Source organism: Nocardioides sp. zg-DK7169, assembly GCF_013155365.1.
In the GTDB taxonomy this organism is placed as follows: domain Bacteria; phylum Actinomycetota; class Actinomycetes; order Propionibacteriales; family Nocardioidaceae; genus Nocardioides.
Genome location: NZ_JABJRA010000014.1, coordinates 49137 through 64979, shown reverse-complemented (window position 1 = coordinate 64979; position 15843 = coordinate 49137). Strand labels below are relative to the sequence as shown.

The window sequence follows — 15843 nt, the reverse complement described above, 5'->3', positions numbered from 1 at the left end:
CCCGTCAGGTGCGGATCAGCCGCGCGGGGCGGACGTGGAGGGACCGGCGGCGGAACCGGAGGCGGCGGCCTGGGCCTCGGCGAGGTCCGCGGCCTCGTCGGCGCGGACCCGCTTCACGGCGCGGTGCTCGGCCCAGAAGCTCAGCACCGGCACGGTGCCGGACAGCAGGGTCACGATGGTGAACCCGACCTCCCAGCCCTCCTTGCGCGAGAGGTTGAACGCCGCGATCAGGAAGCCCATGTAGAGCCAGCCATGCAGCACGCCGAGGGTGCCGGTGATCCACTCCCCGGCCTCCTGGGCCGACCCGCCGGGGGTGACCCAGCTCGGGGTGCTGTCGAAGATCCCCCACATGCCGGTGCCGTCGAAGTTGGCCAGCGGTACGCCGACCAGGCACAGCACGATGAGCAGGACGCCGACGATGAGGGCCATCACGCGGTAGGCCACGAGAGAGCGGTTCACGAGTCCGACCGTACTCCCGTGGCGGCGGTCTCAACCGGCACGGCCCCGGCCTGCGCGGCCTCCCGGCGGGCGCGCACCCGGGCCACCGCGCGGTGCTCGGCCCAGAAGCTCAGCACCGGCACGGTGCCGGAGAGCAGCGTGACGACGGTGAACCCGAGCGGCCAGCGCTCGCGCCTGGCCAGCGAGATCGCGGTGAGCAGGAAGCCCATGTAGAGCCAGCCGTGCAGCACGCCGAGGTTGGTGGTGATCTCGTCGCCGAACTGCTGCACCGACGAGCCGGGCGTGACCAGGCCGGGGGTGCTGCCGAAGATCCCCCACATGCCGGTGCCGTCGAAGTTGGCCAGCGGTACGCCGACCAGGCACAGCACCACCAGCAGCACACCCACGACGCTCGCCATCACCCGGTAGAGCAGGAAGCCCAGGTCGGTGCGGGAGTGCCCGGGCGTCACGGGCGCCATCGGCTCCGCGGCGACGCCGGTGGCCGTCGTGGCTGCGCCCGAGGCGAGCGCGCCGTCGGGGGCACTGGGCGCCTCGGGGTCGGGACCGGCACCGGAGAGGCCCAGCGCCTCGGCCCGCTCCTCGGCGATCTCGTCGCGCGCCCAGCGCACCCAGATGAAGACGACGAACGCGGCGAAGAGCCACCACTCCACGGCGTACAGGAAGTTGCGCAGGCCGGTGAAGGCCTCCGACTTCGGCAGCTGGTCGAGCTCGGCCGGCACCAGGCCGGCGCTGCCGTCGTTGGTGGCCCGGCCGCCGGTTGGCCAGGTCCCCGGCGCGACGTCCTCGGGCGTGGCGACGATCGCGTAGCCGCCGTACAGGTCCTGGTCGACGTGCTGCACCAGGTCGGCGAGCCGCACCTGGGGCAGGATGTCGTCGCTGCGGTCGGTGTCGACCTCGTTGGTGCCCTCGCCGGGCTGGAGCCAGCCGACCAGCTCCGCGGTGCCCGACGGCGGCGCGGGCGCGTCGTCGACGTCGGCGGTCCAGCCGCGCACGATCGGCAGCGCCGGCGCGTCGGCTCCACCCCCGATCGCCAGCGGGGTGACGACCCAGTAGCCGGCCTCGCCCTCGGACTCGCGCCCGGAGATGTAGACGGTGCCGTCCGGCACCCAGGTGCCGTCCAGCACCACCGGCTGGCCGATCTTGTCGCCGGGGAACGGGTCGTCGGGACCGAACACGTCCTCGAGCGGCACCGGGTCGAGCCGGGTCAGGTCGGCCGCCTCGGCCTCCCGGGTCGCCTGCCAGGACTGGAACTGCCAGACCCCGAGCCACACGGTCACGACCAGGGCGAGGAGGGCGAAGAGGTGCGCGCCCCAGGCACGCGGCGCGAGCAGTCTGGACACGACCTTCATGGTACGGAGCCCACCCCGTTCACTCACCCTCCCGGGCGGCGATCGAGACCGACGCCACGCCGGAGAGCCGGGCCCGAAATGACGAACGGCCCGGGCGGAGCCGCTCTCACCGATGAGCTCTCAGGCCGTGATCTCGGGGTGGAAGTAGTCGAAGAGCGCCGACTCGATCGGCTCTTCGAACCGCAGCAGCATCCGAACCACGTCGAGTGGTTGACCCTTGCTGCCGGGCATCTTGGCTTGCTCCGCATCTGATGGGGTGGCCTGGCCGAGATAGTAGAAGTCCGATCCTTCGGCGTCGTCCTTCTTCACAAAGACGTGCAGGTCGAATTTGCCGGCGATGATCGCGGCCTCGACCGGGCTGTCCAACCGGCGCCTCGACTTCGTGTACCAGAGCATGGTGTGGCGGTCGAGGAGGGTGTCCTCGTACGCGGTGCTCGCGGTGACGTCATCGGCCTTGTGCAGGGTCACGAAGATTGGGCAGGTCATCGACTCGCGGTCGGCCTTGTAGCCGTAGAGGGTAGAAGTCCACTTGCGCGGCATCGTCAGCAGCCGAGTGGTCTCCTTCCGCGAATACTGCCGGCCCGGGGTGAAGGGCCGACCGGGAAGGTACCGACTGACAACGAGCTCCCGTGCCGTGTCGAGCAGATCGTCGACTGCTCCGGCGAACGCGCCTCCGGCTCGGTACGCCGTGCGAACGTCGGCGCGTAGCTCGGCCCGATCGCCGAGCAGCGTAGCCAGGCCGGAGCCGTATCTCTTGACGTCGACCTCGGCGTGCTGCGCCAGTGTCAGCGTGTCCATTGCGCTGCGGACCTGACGCGTCGTGCTCTCGATGCCGCAACGAGCGAAGTCCGCCTCGATCTCGGACGTGTTCACCGACCCCCGCTGCAAGAGGATCCTGACGAGCGCCTGCTCGTGGAGGCGACGCGCTGTGAGGACCTCATGAGACAGCAGTTCGAGGGCTTTCCGCTCGGTCTCGCTCAGCCCGGCGTCGTAGGACTTGTACAGGCGCTCAAGCAATGCCGGATAGTGCCTGTCCTTGGTCGCGAGTAGCACCGGGTCGGCAGACTCGAAGCGCATGAAGTCGCTCAGTGCGGGCATCCGGCCGAGTCGGTTGCGCAGCACGTCGATCGACTTCTTGATGTTCTGCATCGAGTCGAGTCGGGTCTCAGTGATCGAGCGCAGCACTCGTTCTTGCGCGACGCGGTCGAAGCGAACACTCGACAACCCCGGAAGAACTCCGGATTCCTCGGCCGCGATCAAGCTGCGGCGTAGCGACTCCTTGTTGAGCGACTCGTCGCCGAAGAGCGCGATCGGGATGAGGAAGTTGTTGGCGTAGTTGCCGATGAAGTCGATGACGACCAGATGGCTCTTGTCGGTCGCCTTGCGCAGGCCGCGACCCAACTGCTGTACGAAGACGATCGCCGACTGGGTCTGACGCAGCATCACGATCTGATTGACACACGGGATGTCGACGCCCTCGTTGAAGACGTCGACGGTGAGGATGTAGTCGAGCTCGCCCCGCTCGAGTTGCACTACCCGCCGTTCTCGTTCGGTGATCGAGTCCTCCCCGGTCAGCGCGACGGCGCGCAGCGGTCTGCCCCGCAGGGTTCGCTCGTTGAGCGCAGCGGCGAGCGCACGGGCCTCGTCCTTGCGGCTACAGAAGATCAGCCCCCGCGGTGCGATTCCGGCGTGGCCGTAGATTTCGAGGGCATGGACCAGGTGATCTACCCGCTCGGGTGAGGTCAGCACCCGCAAGTCGGCGTCCTCGGTGGTGGTGCCTCCGTCGTCGTAGGTCAGATCGGCGACCCCGTAGTAGTGGAACGGGGTGAGCATCTCCTCTTCCAGCGCATGGTTGAGGCGAATCTCGTAAGGCACGTTGAAATCGAAGAGTTCAAAGACGTTGAACCCGTCGGTGCGCTCCGGCGTCGCCGTCATGCCCAGCATGAACTCGGGACGGAAGTGCTCAATCACTCGCCGGTGCGTGGCCGAGGCGGCTCGATGCGCCTCGTCGATGATCACGTAGTCGAACGCATCTGACTTGAAGCTGTGCAGGACGTCGGGCTGCGACAGGGTCTGGACCGTGGCGAAGACGTAGCGACGATCACCCTGCTTTACCGAGCCGGTCAGCTTGCCGTACTCCCGATCACTGCCACCAAGGACCTTCTTGTACTCGGTGATCGTCTTGTCGAGAATCTGCTCACGATGCACCACGAAGAGCAATCGCACCGGATCGACGGCGCGCACGTCGAGGGCTGAGAGGATGGTCTTGCCGGTGCCGGTTGCGGAGATGACTATCGCCTTGTCGTGCCCCGCCGCACGCACGCCGGCGATTGCCGCCAACGCGGTCTCCTGCATCGCGTTGGGGACGATCTGCATCGGTTCGACCGGGATCTCCGGGACTCCAGGAACGACGTCCCGCCTCGGGCGTGGTGCTGGCGGCATGTAGCTCTCGGCGTACCTGCTGATCCACTCGGCCGTGATCGGCTCCGACTCTTCGATCTGTCGATCGACCAGGTCCGTGAGCTGATGACCAAGGTCGCTCGCCGACGCGGCCGAGACCTTCAGGTTCCACTCATGGTTCTTCACCAGGGCGTTCTCAGTGAGGTTGGAGCTGCCCATCATCGCGGTCACCGAATCCGCACGCCCGAACACGTAGCCCTTGGGGTGGAACGCCAGGGCAGGATGGATGCGGACGTCGACGTCGAGCTGGCGGAGGTTGAGGAGCTCTTCGAAGGCGGCGGGTGAGTTGAACGCCAGATAGTCGGAGGTGACGATCGCTCCGCGCGTCCCCTTCTCCTGACAGTCGACCAGTTCCTGTTTGAGCAACGCGATCGCCCGCGGTGTCACGAAGGCGACTGAGAAGAGAAAAGACTCGCAGTTGCCCAGCTCCTCGCGCACCGTCCGGAGCACGGAGGTCCCGTCGGTGTTGAGGACGACCCGCGGGTTGTGACGTCGGGGTGCGACGACCGTGGGATTGAGATAACCGAACTCGATGTCGAGATCGAAGCCCTCCGGCCAGACGAAGTCGTCGTTCATGCAGCGCGAATGATCTCGACGGCCGGCACATCAGCCGGCGCCCACTCGAGGCCGTCGAGTTCGGCCGGCGCCAACCACCGCACCGCGGCGTGCTCGGTCAAGGTCGGTGTCCCACTGACGAGCTCGCACCAAAAGGTGGTCAGGGTGACGGTGCCGAAGTCATAGAGGTGCGTCGTCGTGGTGACCTCCTGCCCGACGACAACGTCGCAGCACAGCTCCTCGTCGATCTCCCGGGCGAGGGCATCGCGCGGCGACTCACCGGGCTCGATCTTGCCGCCGGGGAACTCCCACATACCACCGAGAGAGCCGAGCGGTCCACGCTGTGCGCACAGGATTAGTCCGTCACGCACGATGACGGCCCCCACGACGTTGATCTGCTTCGACACGATCACAAGCTTGTCGTACGTCGACCGTTCCCATCGACAATGTCGCGGATTCCGTCTCACCGATATTCCAGTTGGCCCGTGCGCGGGGCGAAGATGCGAGGCGCGATGAGCTCAAGCGGGCTCGAGGAAGAGCCTGATCGGGGCGGGGCGCAGCCCAAGCGTTGCGTATTCCTCTGTCCACTGCCCTAGAGCCGACGCCACGTCGGACGAGCCGGCCCCGAAATGAAGACAGGACCCGCAGTGGAGCCTGCAGGTCCTGTCAGTGGAGCCTGGGGGACTCGAACCCCCAACCCCCTGCTTGCAAAGCAGGTGCGCTACCAATTGCGCCAAGGCCCCCGGTGCGGGTGCGGTGCGGGCGTCAGGCACGCTCGGCGGGCCGGTTGCCGGTGACCGAGTCGGTCGCCTCGGCCCACAGTGCCTGCTCGGCGCGACCGGCGTCGATCCGGCGCTTCGCGGTGACGGCCCCGAGGGCGGCGAGCGCCACCAGGATGATCTTCTTCATCATGCCTCCCGGCGCTTCGCGGACGTGGGCTGAGCTGGTGGTGCTGGGAACTTCGGTGGGCCTAACAGGACTTGAACCTGTGACCTCTTCCTTATCAGGGAAGCGCTCTAACCGTCTGAGCTATAGGCCCGCAACCGGACGAACCGGCCGCGGTCGCACGGGGCAACCGAGCGGTGACATTACCCCACCCGCGCGGACCCGGACAAAACGGGGCCCGTGCGGGAGGGGCGATGTGGTGCAGGCCTCAGTTGTCCTCGGCCAGGGTGACCTCGACGCCGCCGAGCAGCGCCGCAGCCATGTTGTACAAGAACGCGCCCAGGGTCGCGATCGCGGTGAGCAGCACCACGTCGACGACCGCGACGATGGTGGTGAAGCCGAGCACGCGGGCGGTCCCGAGGTAGTTCTCGATGTTGAACTCCTCGGCCTGGTCACCACCGACGATGTCGCGCACCGAGGAGTTGATGGACTCCCAGACGCCGGCCGCACCGAGCACGGACCACACCATCAGCACCGAGACGATCGTGACCACGGCGAAGGCGATCGAGAGCAGGAACGCCGTCTTCATCACCGACCAGGGGTCGACCCGGGTCAGGCGCAGCCGGGCGCGCCGGGGCGGACGCCCCGAGCCCGAGCCGGTCGGAGCGGGAGCGGCGGCACCGGTGTTGGCACGGTGCTCGTCGGCGGCGCCGGCGAGCTTCGCCTGGATCCGCTCGCCGAAGCCGGGACGCACCGCCGTCTTCTCGGTGTCGTTCTCGGCAGGCTTGCCGGCGCCCTTCTTGCCGCCCTTGGTGCCCTGCTTCTGGGCCTTCTGGGCCTTCTGGGCGTCGGCGTCGGTCCCCTGAGCGGGGAGGCGGGTCGAGGTGCTCTCGACGGATCGGTCGGGCATCAGGCCTCATCCCCAGGGTCAGCACCCTCGTCGGTGTCGGTCCCCACGATTGTTGCACTGTCCTCCGCATCGGGCGAAGCGCTGTCGGAGCCGTCCGTGGCGGTGGCGTCGACCTCCTCGGCCTCCTGCTCCGCCTTGGCCTCGACCGAGCGGGCCACGACCTTGACCGAGTCGCCGGACTTGGGCGACACGAACTTCACGCCCTGCGTGGAGCGGCCGGTCGGGCGGAAGTCGTCGTTGATCGGGCTGCGCACGACCTGGCCGCTCTCGGTCACCGAGAGCACCTCGTCGCCGTCCTCGACGATGAAGGCGCCGACCAGGTGGCCGCGCGCCTCGTTGGCCAGCGCCATCGCCTTGATGCCGAGGCCGCCGCGCGACTGCAGGCGGTAGTCGCTGATCCGGGTGCGCTTGGCGAAGCCGCCGTCGGTGATGGTGAAGACGTACTGCGCCTTCACCTCCTCCACCTGCTCGGTGGTGGCCTCGACGCCCGCGGAGTCCTCGTCGCGCTCGGAGAGGCCGGCGGCCTCCTCGGCCGCGACCTGGACGGCGCGGATCACCGACAGGGACAGCAGCGAGTCGCCGTCGCGGAACTTCATGCCGCTCACGCCGGAGGTCGCGCGGCCCATCGGGCGCAGCTGGGTGTCGTCGGCGCGGAACCGGATCGCCTGGCCCTTGCGGGAGACGAGCAGGATGTCGTCCTCGGAGTTCACCAGCTCGGCGCCGATCAGCTCGTCGTCCTCGTCGCGGAAGTTGATCGCGATGACGCCGGCCTGGCGCGGGCTGTTGTAGTCGCCCAGGCGGGTCTTCTTGACCAGGCCGTTGCGAGTCGCCAGCACGAGGTACGGCGCCTGCTCGTAGTCGCGGATCGCGAGCACCTGGGCGATGTGCTCGTCGGGCTGGAAGGACAGCAGCCCGGCGACGTGCCCGCCCTTGGCGTCACGCAGCGCCTCGGGGAGGTTGTAGGCCTTGGTGCGGTAGACCCGGCCGGCGGTGGTGAAGAACAGCAGCCAGTGGTGGTTGGTGGTCGCGATGAAGTGCTCGACCACGTCGTCGCCGCGCAGGGTCGCACCGCGCACGCCCTTGCCGCCGCGCTTCTGGGTGCGGTACTGGTCCGCGCGGGTGCGCTTGGCGTAGCCGCCGCGGGTGATCGTCACGACGAGGTCCTCGTCGGGGATCAGGTCCTCCATCGACATGTCGCCGGAGGCCGCGATGATCTGGGTACGCCGGTCGTCGCCGTACTTCTCCACGATCTCGGCGAGCTCGTCGGCGACGATCTGGCGCTGGCGGGTGACGTTGGCGAGGATGTCGCGGTAGTCGGCGATCTCCACCTCGATCGCGGCGAGCTGGTCGATGATCTTCTGGCGCTCCAGCGCGGCGAGGCGGCGCAGCTGCATGTCGAGGATCGCGTTGGCCTGGAGCTCGTCGATCTCCAGCAGCGCGATCAGGCCCTGGCGGGCGTCGTCGACCTCGGGGGAGCGGCGGATGAGCGCGATGACCTCGTCGAGCATGTCGAGGGCCTTGACCAGGCCGCGCAGGATGTGGGCGCGGGCCTCGGCCTCGCGGAGCAGGAACTCCGTGCGCCGGCGGATGACCTCGACCTGGTGGGTGACCCAGTTGCTGATGAACTGGTCGATCGAGAGGGTGCGCGGCACGCCGTCGACCAGCGCCAGCATGTTGGCGCTGAAGTTGGTCTGGAGCTCGGTGTGCTTGAGCAGGTTGTTGAGCACCACGCGGGCCACGGCGTCGCGCTTGAGCACGACCACGAGGCGCTGGCCGGTGCGGTCGGAGGTGTCGTCGCGGACGTCGGCGATGCCCTGGACCCGGCCGGAGTCGGCGAGCTCGGCGATCTTCAGCGCCAGGTTGTCCGGGTTGACCATGTAGGGCAGCTCGGTGACCACCAGGCAGGTGCGGCCCTTGCTGTCCTCGTCGACCTCGATCACCGCGCGCTGGGTGACCGACCCGCGACCGGTGCGGTAGGCCTGCTCGATGCCCTGGGTGCCGACGATCAGCGCGCCGTTGGGGAAGTCGGGGCCCTTGATCCGCTCGATCAGGGCGTCCTGGAGCTCCTCGCGGGTCGCGTCGGGGTGCTCGAGGGCCCAGCGGGCACCCTCGGCGACCTCGCGCAGGTTGTGCGGCGGGATGTTGGTGGCCATGCCGACCGCGATGCCGGCCGAGCCATTGACCAGCAGGTTCGGGATCCGCGACGGCAGGACCGTGGGCTCCTGGGAGCGGCCGTCGTAGTTCGGCTGGAAGTCGACGGTCTCCTTCTCGATGTCGCGGACCATCTCCAGGGCCAGCGGGGCCATCCGGCACTCGGTGTACCGCATCGCGGCCGCCGAGTCGTTGCCCGGCGAGCCGAAGTTGCCCTGGCCCTGGATCATCGGCGCGCGCATCACCCAGGGCTGCGCGAGGCGGACCAGGGTGTCGTAGATCGCGGTGTCGCCGTGCGGGTGGTACTGACCCATGACGTCACCGACGACGCGGCTGCACTTGGAGAAGCCGCGGTCGGGGCGGTAGCCCCCGTCGTACATCGCGTAGAGCACCCGCCGGTGCACCGGCTTCAGACCGTCGCGTACGTCGGGCAGCGCGCGACCGACGATGACCGCCATCGCGTAGTCGATGTAGGCGCGCTGCATCGAGGTCTTCAGCTCGACGGGCTCGATCCGGCCGCCGGGCGGCGGGATGGGGGGAGTGCCGCCGGAGGTGGGTGTCTCAGTCACGATGGGTCTCTCTGGTCGTGTCTACGGGAATCTAGTTCTGGCGCTAGAGAGCTAGATATCGAGGAATCGGACGTCCTTGGCGTTGCGCTGGATGAAGGAGCGGCGCTGCTCGACGTCCTCGCCCATCAGGATCGAGAAGATCTCGTCGGCCTGGGCGGCGTCCTCGAGCGTGACCTGCAGCATCAGCCGCTGGTCGGGGTCCATCGTGGTCTCCCACAGCTCCTTGGCGTTCATCTCGCCCAGACCCTTGTAGCGCTGGACCGGGTTCTCCTTGGGCAGCTTCTTGCCCGCGGCCAGGCCCGCGGCCATCAGCGCGTCGCGCTCGGCGTCGGAGTAGACGAACTCGTGCTCGTGCGGCTTGTTCCAGCGCAGCCGGTACAGCGGCGGCTGGGCCATGTAGACGTGGCCGTGGTCGATCAGCGGCTTCATGAACCGGAACAGCAGCGTCAGCAGCAGGGTGTTGATGTGGTGGCCGTCGACGTCGGCGTCGGCCATCAGCACCACCTTGTGGTAGCGCAGCTTGTCGATGTCGAAGTCCTCCTGGATGCCGGTGCCCATCGCGGAGACGATGGACTGCACCTCCTGGTTGCCCAGGATCCGGTCCAGGCGGGCCTTCTCGACGTTGAGGATCTTTCCGCGGATCGGCAGGATCGCCTGGATCCGCGGGTCGCGGCCCTGACGCGCCGAACCGCCTGCGGAGTCACCCTCGACGATGAAGACCTCGCACTCGGCGGGGTTGGTCGACTGGCAGTCCGAGAGCTTGCCGGGCAGGCCGCCGCCGCCGAGGATGCCCTTGCGGTTGCGGGCCAGGTCGCGCGCCTTGCGCGCGGCGATCCGGGCGGACGCCGCGGCCTGGGCCTTGCGGACGATGTCCTTGCCCTCGGCCGGGTTCTGCTCCAGCCAGGCACCGAACTGGTCGTTCATCAGGCGCTGGACGAAGCCCTTGGCCTCGGTGTTGCCAAGCTTGGTCTTGGTCTGGCCCTCGAACTGCGGCTCGCCGAGCTTGACCGAGATGATCGCGGTCAGGCCCTCGCGGATGTCGTCGCCCTTGACCCGGTCCTCGGCCTTCTTGATCAGGCCCCACTCCTCGCCCCAGTGGTTGACCAGCGAGGTGAGGGCCGCGCGGAAGCCCTCCTCGTGGGTGCCGCCCTCGTGGGTGTTGATCGTGTTGGCGAAGGTGTGCACCGACTCGGTGAAGCTGGTGTTCCACTGCATCGCGACTTCGAGGCTCATGTGGTTCTCGATCGAGGCCGGAGTCTCGGCCTCGAAGGAGATGACCGTCGGGTTGGCCTTCTCCTTGCGCTTGTTGAGGTGCTCGACGTAGTCGACCAGGCCGCGGTCGTAGCGGAAGACCTGCTCGAGGCCACCGGTGTGGGCACGGTGGATGGCCGCGCCGTCACCGGTCTCGGCGCCCTCCGCGGCGTCGGCGACCGCGTCGCCCTCGACCGCGTCGACGACCTCGTCGGCCGCGGCGCGCTCGTCGCGCACGACGATCTCGAGGCCCTTGTTGAGGAAGGCCATCTCGCGCACGCGGTTGGTGATGGTCTCCAAGGAGTACGTCGTGGTCTCGAAGATCTCCTCCGAGGCCCAGTAGGTCACCGTGGTGCCGGTGTCCTCGCCCTCCTCGAGCGGGCGGACCTGCTCCAGCGGGCCGTCGGGCTCGCCGATGGTGAAGGACTGGCGCCACAGGTGCCCGCGGTTCTTCACGTCCACGATGAGGTGGCTCGACAGGGCGTTGACGACCGAGACGCCGACGCCGTGCAGGCCGCCGGAGACCTTGTAGCCGCCGCCGCCGAACTTGCCGCCGGCGTGCAGCATGGTCAGCGCCATCGTGACGGCCGGCATCTCCTGGCCCGGCGCGGTGTCGGTGGGGATGCCGCGACCGTTGTCCTCGACGCTGATCGCGCCGTCCTCGCGCAGGGTCAGCACGATCCGGTCGCAGTGGCCCGCGAGTGCCTCGTCGACCGCGTTGTCCACGATCTCCCAGATCAGGTGGTGCAGGCCACGCTCACCGGTGGAGCCGATGTACATGCCGGGGCGCTTGCGCACCGCCTCGAGGCCCTCGAGCACCTGGATCGCCGAGGCGTCGTACTCGGTGTCCACGGCGGTGCTGCGCAGGCCGCTGACCTCGACGATCTCGTCCTCGGTGGTCTCGGCAGCGGGGGAGTTGTTGGTCTCGGGGGTCGGTCCGGACCCCTGCTCGACAGAGTTCTCCCCTGGCATGGCCACCTCTTCCTGGAAACGCGGGTGTGGCCCGGCGAACGCCGAGCCGACATGGAACGGGTCGCACAGCGGCGACCCAGCGCCCATCCTACCCGCCAGAGGACTCGGAAACACGGACCGGCCCGCGCCCGTGGGGTGGTCCGGACCCCTCGGATGCCCCTGGGCGGACCACAAACGGGCCGGGAAGGGCCGAACAGGGGGTCGGACAGGGAGAGGTACACCCACCCGGGCGCCCGGACGGCCGCGCGCCTTGCCGGTCATCCGGACCCCGCGCCGCCTCGCCCGGGGCTCGCGCGGCTCCCCGGATCAGCCGTAGGTGTCGCGCGGACCCCGCCCGTCGCGGGTCGATCGCCGGCCCTTCTTCCAGGTGGGCAGGTGCGGTCCGAGCACGTCGATCACGGTCACGGTGCCGTGGCCGAGCTCCTCGTTGAGCCGCCGGACCAGCGTCGGTGCCAGCAGCCGCAGCTGGGTCGCCCACGCAGTGGAGTCGGTGCGGACCACCAGCTTGGCGTCGGCGAAGGACTCCGGCGTGCAGTGCTGCGCGATCTCCGCGCCGACCAGCTGCTCCCAGCGGCCGAACACCCCCTGCATGCGCAGGTCGAGCTCCCAGCCGCGGTCGCCGATCAGCCGGCCGAGGGTGGTGTCGAGCAGCTGGGGGTCGCGGTCGTCGGGGTGCGAGCCGCTCACCCGGCCCGGCGCGCGGAACTTCGAGCGCGGGCGGCGCCGGGCGACCGGTGAGCTGGACGCGGTGGAGCGGGTCAGCGAGCGGGCCAGGTCCAGGCCGTCGTCGCGGCGCTCGGGCTCCGGTTCCGCCTCCGGCAGCAGCCCGCCGGTCCCCGGCGCGGGGACCTCGGGGCCGGCTCGCCCCTCGGGGTCAGGAGTCACGGGTCACCTCGCCGCCCGCCACGGCGTACCGCACCCCGGACAGCGCGGCCGGCACGTCCTCGGGCACGGCCGCGGTGACCAGCACCTGCTCGGCGCCGGCGACCAGGCCGGCGAGCTGCTCGCGCCGCTCGGTGTCGAGCTCGGCGAAGACGTCGTCGAGGATCAGGATCGGGTCGTCGCCCTCGGAGCGGAGCAGGTCGTAGGAGGCCAGCCGCAGCGCGAGGGCGAAGGACCAGGACTCCCCGTGCGAGGCGTAGCCCTTCACCGGCAGCCGGCTCTCGTCGGGACCGTGGCCGATGCTGAGCAGCAGCTCGTCACGGTGCGGGCCCACCAGCGAGACCCCGCGGTCGAGCTCGTCGCCGCGGCGCCGCTCGACCTCGGCGAGCAGCGCCTGCTCCAGGTCGGCGGGCTCGCGGGCCCCGCCCAGGTCGAAGCTGGGCCGGTAGGCGATGTCGGCGTCGTCGCGGCGCGCGCCGCGGGCGACGGTCTCGTAGGCCTTGCCGACGTACGGCGCGAGGTCCTCGACCACCCGCAGCCGGTGCGCCAGGAGCTCGGCACCGATGTGGGCCAGGTGGCTGTCCCACACCGAGAGCGTCGAGAGCGCGGCCTCCTGCGAGGAGCTGCCGCGCCGGGCGGCGCCGGCGGTCTTGAGCAGCGAGTTGCGCTGGCGCAGCACCCGGTCGTAGTCGGCGCGGACGCCGGCCAGGCGCGGGGTGCGCAGCACCAGCAGGTCGTCGAGGAAGCGGCGCCGGTCCGAGGGGTCGCCCTTGACGAGCACCAGGTCCTCGGGGGAGAAGACCACCGTGCGCACCAGCCCCACCAGGTCGCGGGAGCGGGGGAGTGCGGAGCGGTTCACCTTCGCCCGGTTGGCCTTGCCCGGGATCAGCTCGACCTCGAGCACCGCCGTGCGCCCGTCGCGCACGACCGCGGCGCGCACGACGGCGCGCTCCGCACCGGCCCGCACCAGGGGCGCGTCGGAGGCGACCCGGTGCGAGCTGAGGCGCGACAGGTAGTCGATCGCCTCGACGAGGTTGGTCTTGCCCTGCCCGTTGCGCCCGACGAACGCGGTGACGCCGGGCTCGAGCGGGACCTCGGCGGTCGCGTAGGACCGGAAGTCGTGCAGGGTGAGGTGCGAGACGTACAACGCCGCCTAGCTCTCCACGGGACTGGCGGAGTCGTCGCCCGCGGCCGCGTCGCCGCCGGGCGGCGGGGCGGTGTGCATGGCGTGGCCGCCGAACTGGTTGCGCATCGCCGCGACCGCCTTCATGGCCGGCGAGTCGTCCTGGCGGGAGACGAAGCGGGCGTAGAGCGCCGCGGTGATCGCGGGGGTCGCGACCGCGTGCTCGATGCCGGCCTCGACGGTCCACCGGCCCTCGCCGGAGTCCTCGGCGTACCCGCGGATGCCCTCCAGGTTGGGCTGCTCGTCGAGGGCGGCGACCAGCAGGTCGAGCAGCCACGAGCGGATCACGGTGCCCTCGCGCCAGGAGCGGAAGACCTCGGTGACGTTGTCGACCATGTCGACCTTCTCGAGCAGCTCCCAGCCCTCGGCGTAGGACTGCATGATCGCGTACTCGATGCCGTTGTGGACCATCTTGGAGAAGTGCCCGGCGCCCACCTTGCCGGCGTGCACGGCACCGAAGTCGCCCTCGGGCTTGAGGGTGTCCAGGGCGGGCTGCACCTTCGCGACGTCGTCCTCGCTGCCGCCGTACATCAGCGCGTAGCCGTTCTCCAGGCCCCAGACGCCGCCCGAGACACCGCAGTCGACGTAGCCGATGCCCTTCTCGGCGAGCTGGGCGGCGTGCTCGAGGTCGTCGGTCCAGCGCGAGTTGCCGCCGTCGACCACGACGTCGCCCTCGTCGAGGAGCTCACCGAGCTCCTCGATCGTCTTCCTGGTCGCTTCGCCGGAGGGCACCATCACCCACACGACGCGGGGCGCCGAGAGCTTCTCGACCATCTCGGCCAGCGAGTCGACGTCGCGGACCTCCGGCTGGTGGGAGTAGCCGACCACGGTGTGGCCGCCGCGGCGCAACCGCTCGCGCATGTTGCCGCCCATCTTGCCCAGGCCGACGAGTCCAATCTCCATCACGCGTCTCCTCGAGAGTCAGGTGCTTGCGGGGTCCTTCGTCGGACCCACGCTAGACCGTGGCGCGTGAGACGACCCCGGGGCAGGGGCTCAGGACAGCAGCCGGCGGGGCATCAGCAGGTAGCGGAAGGCCGGCGTCGTGCCGTCCTCGCGCGAGCCGCTGATCACGACCGGCTTGGAGGACTGGGTGAAGGCGAGCTCCACGTGGTCCTCGTCGATGGCGGTGAGCCCGTCGAGCAGGAACTGCGGGTTGAAGCCGGTCACGATGTCCTCGCCGTCGATCTCGGCCTCGATCGACTCCGAGGCCTGCGCCTCGTCGCCGGAGCCCGCGTCGAGCGTGACCACGCCGTCGCTGAACTTCAGCTGGACCGCGGTGTTGCGCTCGGCGACCAGCGCGACGCGCTTGACCGACTCGACCAGGTCGGACTTCTTGACCTTGGCCACCGTCTGGTGCTCGCTGGGGAACAGGCTGCGGACCTTGGGGAACTCGCCGTCCAGCAGGCGGGTCGTCGTACGACGTACGCCACCGGCCGAGGCGCCCTCGAAGCCGATGATGCCCTCGCCGGCACCGCCGGCGGCCAGCGCGATGGTCACCTCGCTGCCCGCGGTGAGGGACTTGGCGGTCTCGCCGAGCACCTTCGCCGGGACCAGCGCGGCGAGCGACTCGTCGGGGGTGCGGGGGTCCCAGCCCAGCTCGCGGTGCGAGAGCCGGAAACGGTCGGTCGCCAGCAGCGAGATCGTCGAGCCCTCGATCTCGATCCGCACGCCGGTGAGCACCGGGAGCATGTCGTCGCGGCCGGCCGCGGTCACGGCCTGGGCGACCGCGTGGGCGAACACGTCGCTCTGCACGGTGCCGGTCGCGGTCGGCATGTCGGGCAGCGAGGGGTACTCGTCGACCGGCAGCGTCTGGAGGCTGAAGCGCGCAGAACCGCAGGTCAGCGAGACGCGGGCGCCGTCGATCACCATGTCGACCGGCTTGGCCGGGAGGCTGCGGCAGATGTCGGACAGCAGCCGGCCGCTGACGAGGGCGCGACCGTTCTCGGTCACGTCGGCGCGCAGCGTGGCCCGGGCGGAGGTCTCGTAGTCGAACGTCGACAGGACCAGACCCTCGTCGTTGGCCTCGATGAGGAGGCCGGCGAGGACGGGCGCGCTGGGACGCACCGGAAGGCTGCGAGCAGCCCAGGCGACGGCATCGGCGAGCACGTCGCGTTCGACGCGGAACTTCACGTTGGTGGTCCTTCGAGGAGGAGGGCTGCTGGGGAACCGCATCCTGCCACGCCGCCGACGGCACCGGCAGCGGAGGTGGGGCAGAAC

At 69.8% G+C, this 15843-nt stretch carries 12 protein-coding genes and 2 tRNA genes; all 14 read right to left on the bottom strand.

Features of this window, described 5'->3' with window-relative positions:
- Positions 1-15: 15 nt before the first annotated feature.
- Positions 16-459 (bottom strand): DUF3817 domain-containing protein, encoded by a 444-nt coding sequence (locus HOQ23_RS18700; RefSeq protein WP_216654425.1) that lies wholly within the window; start codon positions 457-459, stop codon positions 16-18.
- A complete protein-coding gene (locus tag HOQ23_RS18695) occupies positions 456-1799 on the bottom strand; it encodes an SURF1 family cytochrome oxidase biogenesis protein (protein ID WP_172216766.1) in 1344 nt (447 codons plus the stop codon). Before HOQ23_RS18695 ends, HOQ23_RS18700 begins: the two co-directional genes overlap by 4 nt.
- A 129-nt stretch (positions 1800-1928) precedes the next feature.
- A complete protein-coding gene (locus HOQ23_RS18690; RefSeq protein WP_172216764.1) occupies positions 1929-4844 on the bottom strand; it encodes a DUF3427 domain-containing protein in 2916 nt (971 codons plus the stop codon).
- Positions 4841-5230 carry a (deoxy)nucleoside triphosphate pyrophosphohydrolase gene (locus HOQ23_RS18685; protein ID WP_172216762.1) on the bottom strand — a complete coding sequence of 130 codons (390 nt, stop codon included), beginning with the start codon at positions 5228-5230 and terminating at the stop codon, positions 4841-4843. The genes HOQ23_RS18690 and HOQ23_RS18685 overlap by 4 nt, the downstream gene beginning before the upstream one ends.
- Before the next feature lie 263 nt (positions 5231-5493).
- Positions 5494-5566 (bottom strand) — tRNA-Ala (locus HOQ23_RS18680).
- 22 nt (positions 5567-5588) lie between these two features.
- On the bottom strand, positions 5589-5732 hold the full coding sequence (locus HOQ23_RS18675; RefSeq protein ID WP_172216639.1) for a DLW-39 family protein: 144 nt from the start codon (positions 5730-5732) through the stop codon (positions 5589-5591).
- 56 nt (positions 5733-5788) lie between these two features.
- Positions 5789-5862, bottom strand: a tRNA-Ile gene (locus tag HOQ23_RS18670).
- 114 nt (positions 5863-5976) lie between these two features.
- Entirely contained in the window at positions 5977-6618 is a 642-nt protein-coding gene (locus tag HOQ23_RS18665; RefSeq protein ID WP_172216760.1) for a DUF3566 domain-containing protein, read from the bottom strand.
- Positions 6618-9338: a DNA gyrase subunit A gene (gyrA, locus tag HOQ23_RS18660; RefSeq protein WP_172216758.1), complete on the bottom strand. Its 2721-nt coding sequence runs from the start codon at positions 9336-9338 to the stop codon at positions 6618-6620. Before gyrA ends, HOQ23_RS18665 begins: the two co-directional genes overlap by 1 nt.
- A 51-nt stretch (positions 9339-9389) precedes the next feature.
- Entirely contained in the window at positions 9390-11561 is a 2172-nt protein-coding gene (gene gyrB / locus HOQ23_RS18655; RefSeq protein ID WP_172216756.1) for a DNA topoisomerase (ATP-hydrolyzing) subunit B, read from the bottom strand.
- Between the two features lie 306 nt (positions 11562-11867).
- Complete coding sequence (locus tag HOQ23_RS18650) at positions 11868-12446, bottom strand: DciA family protein (protein WP_172216754.1); 579 nt, start codon at positions 12444-12446, stop codon at positions 11868-11870.
- Complete coding sequence (recF, locus tag HOQ23_RS18645) at positions 12436-13590, bottom strand: DNA replication/repair protein RecF (protein WP_172216751.1); 1155 nt, start codon at positions 13588-13590, stop codon at positions 12436-12438. The genes HOQ23_RS18650 and recF overlap by 11 nt, the downstream gene beginning before the upstream one ends.
- A 6-nt stretch (positions 13591-13596) precedes the next feature.
- Complete coding sequence (gene gnd / locus HOQ23_RS18640; RefSeq protein ID WP_172216749.1) at positions 13597-14529, bottom strand: phosphogluconate dehydrogenase (NAD(+)-dependent, decarboxylating); 933 nt, start codon at positions 14527-14529, stop codon at positions 13597-13599.
- Between the two features lie 90 nt (positions 14530-14619).
- Complete coding sequence (dnaN, locus tag HOQ23_RS18635; protein ID WP_172216747.1) at positions 14620-15756, bottom strand: DNA polymerase III subunit beta; 1137 nt, start codon at positions 15754-15756, stop codon at positions 14620-14622.
- Positions 15757-15843: the final 87 nt, after the last annotated feature.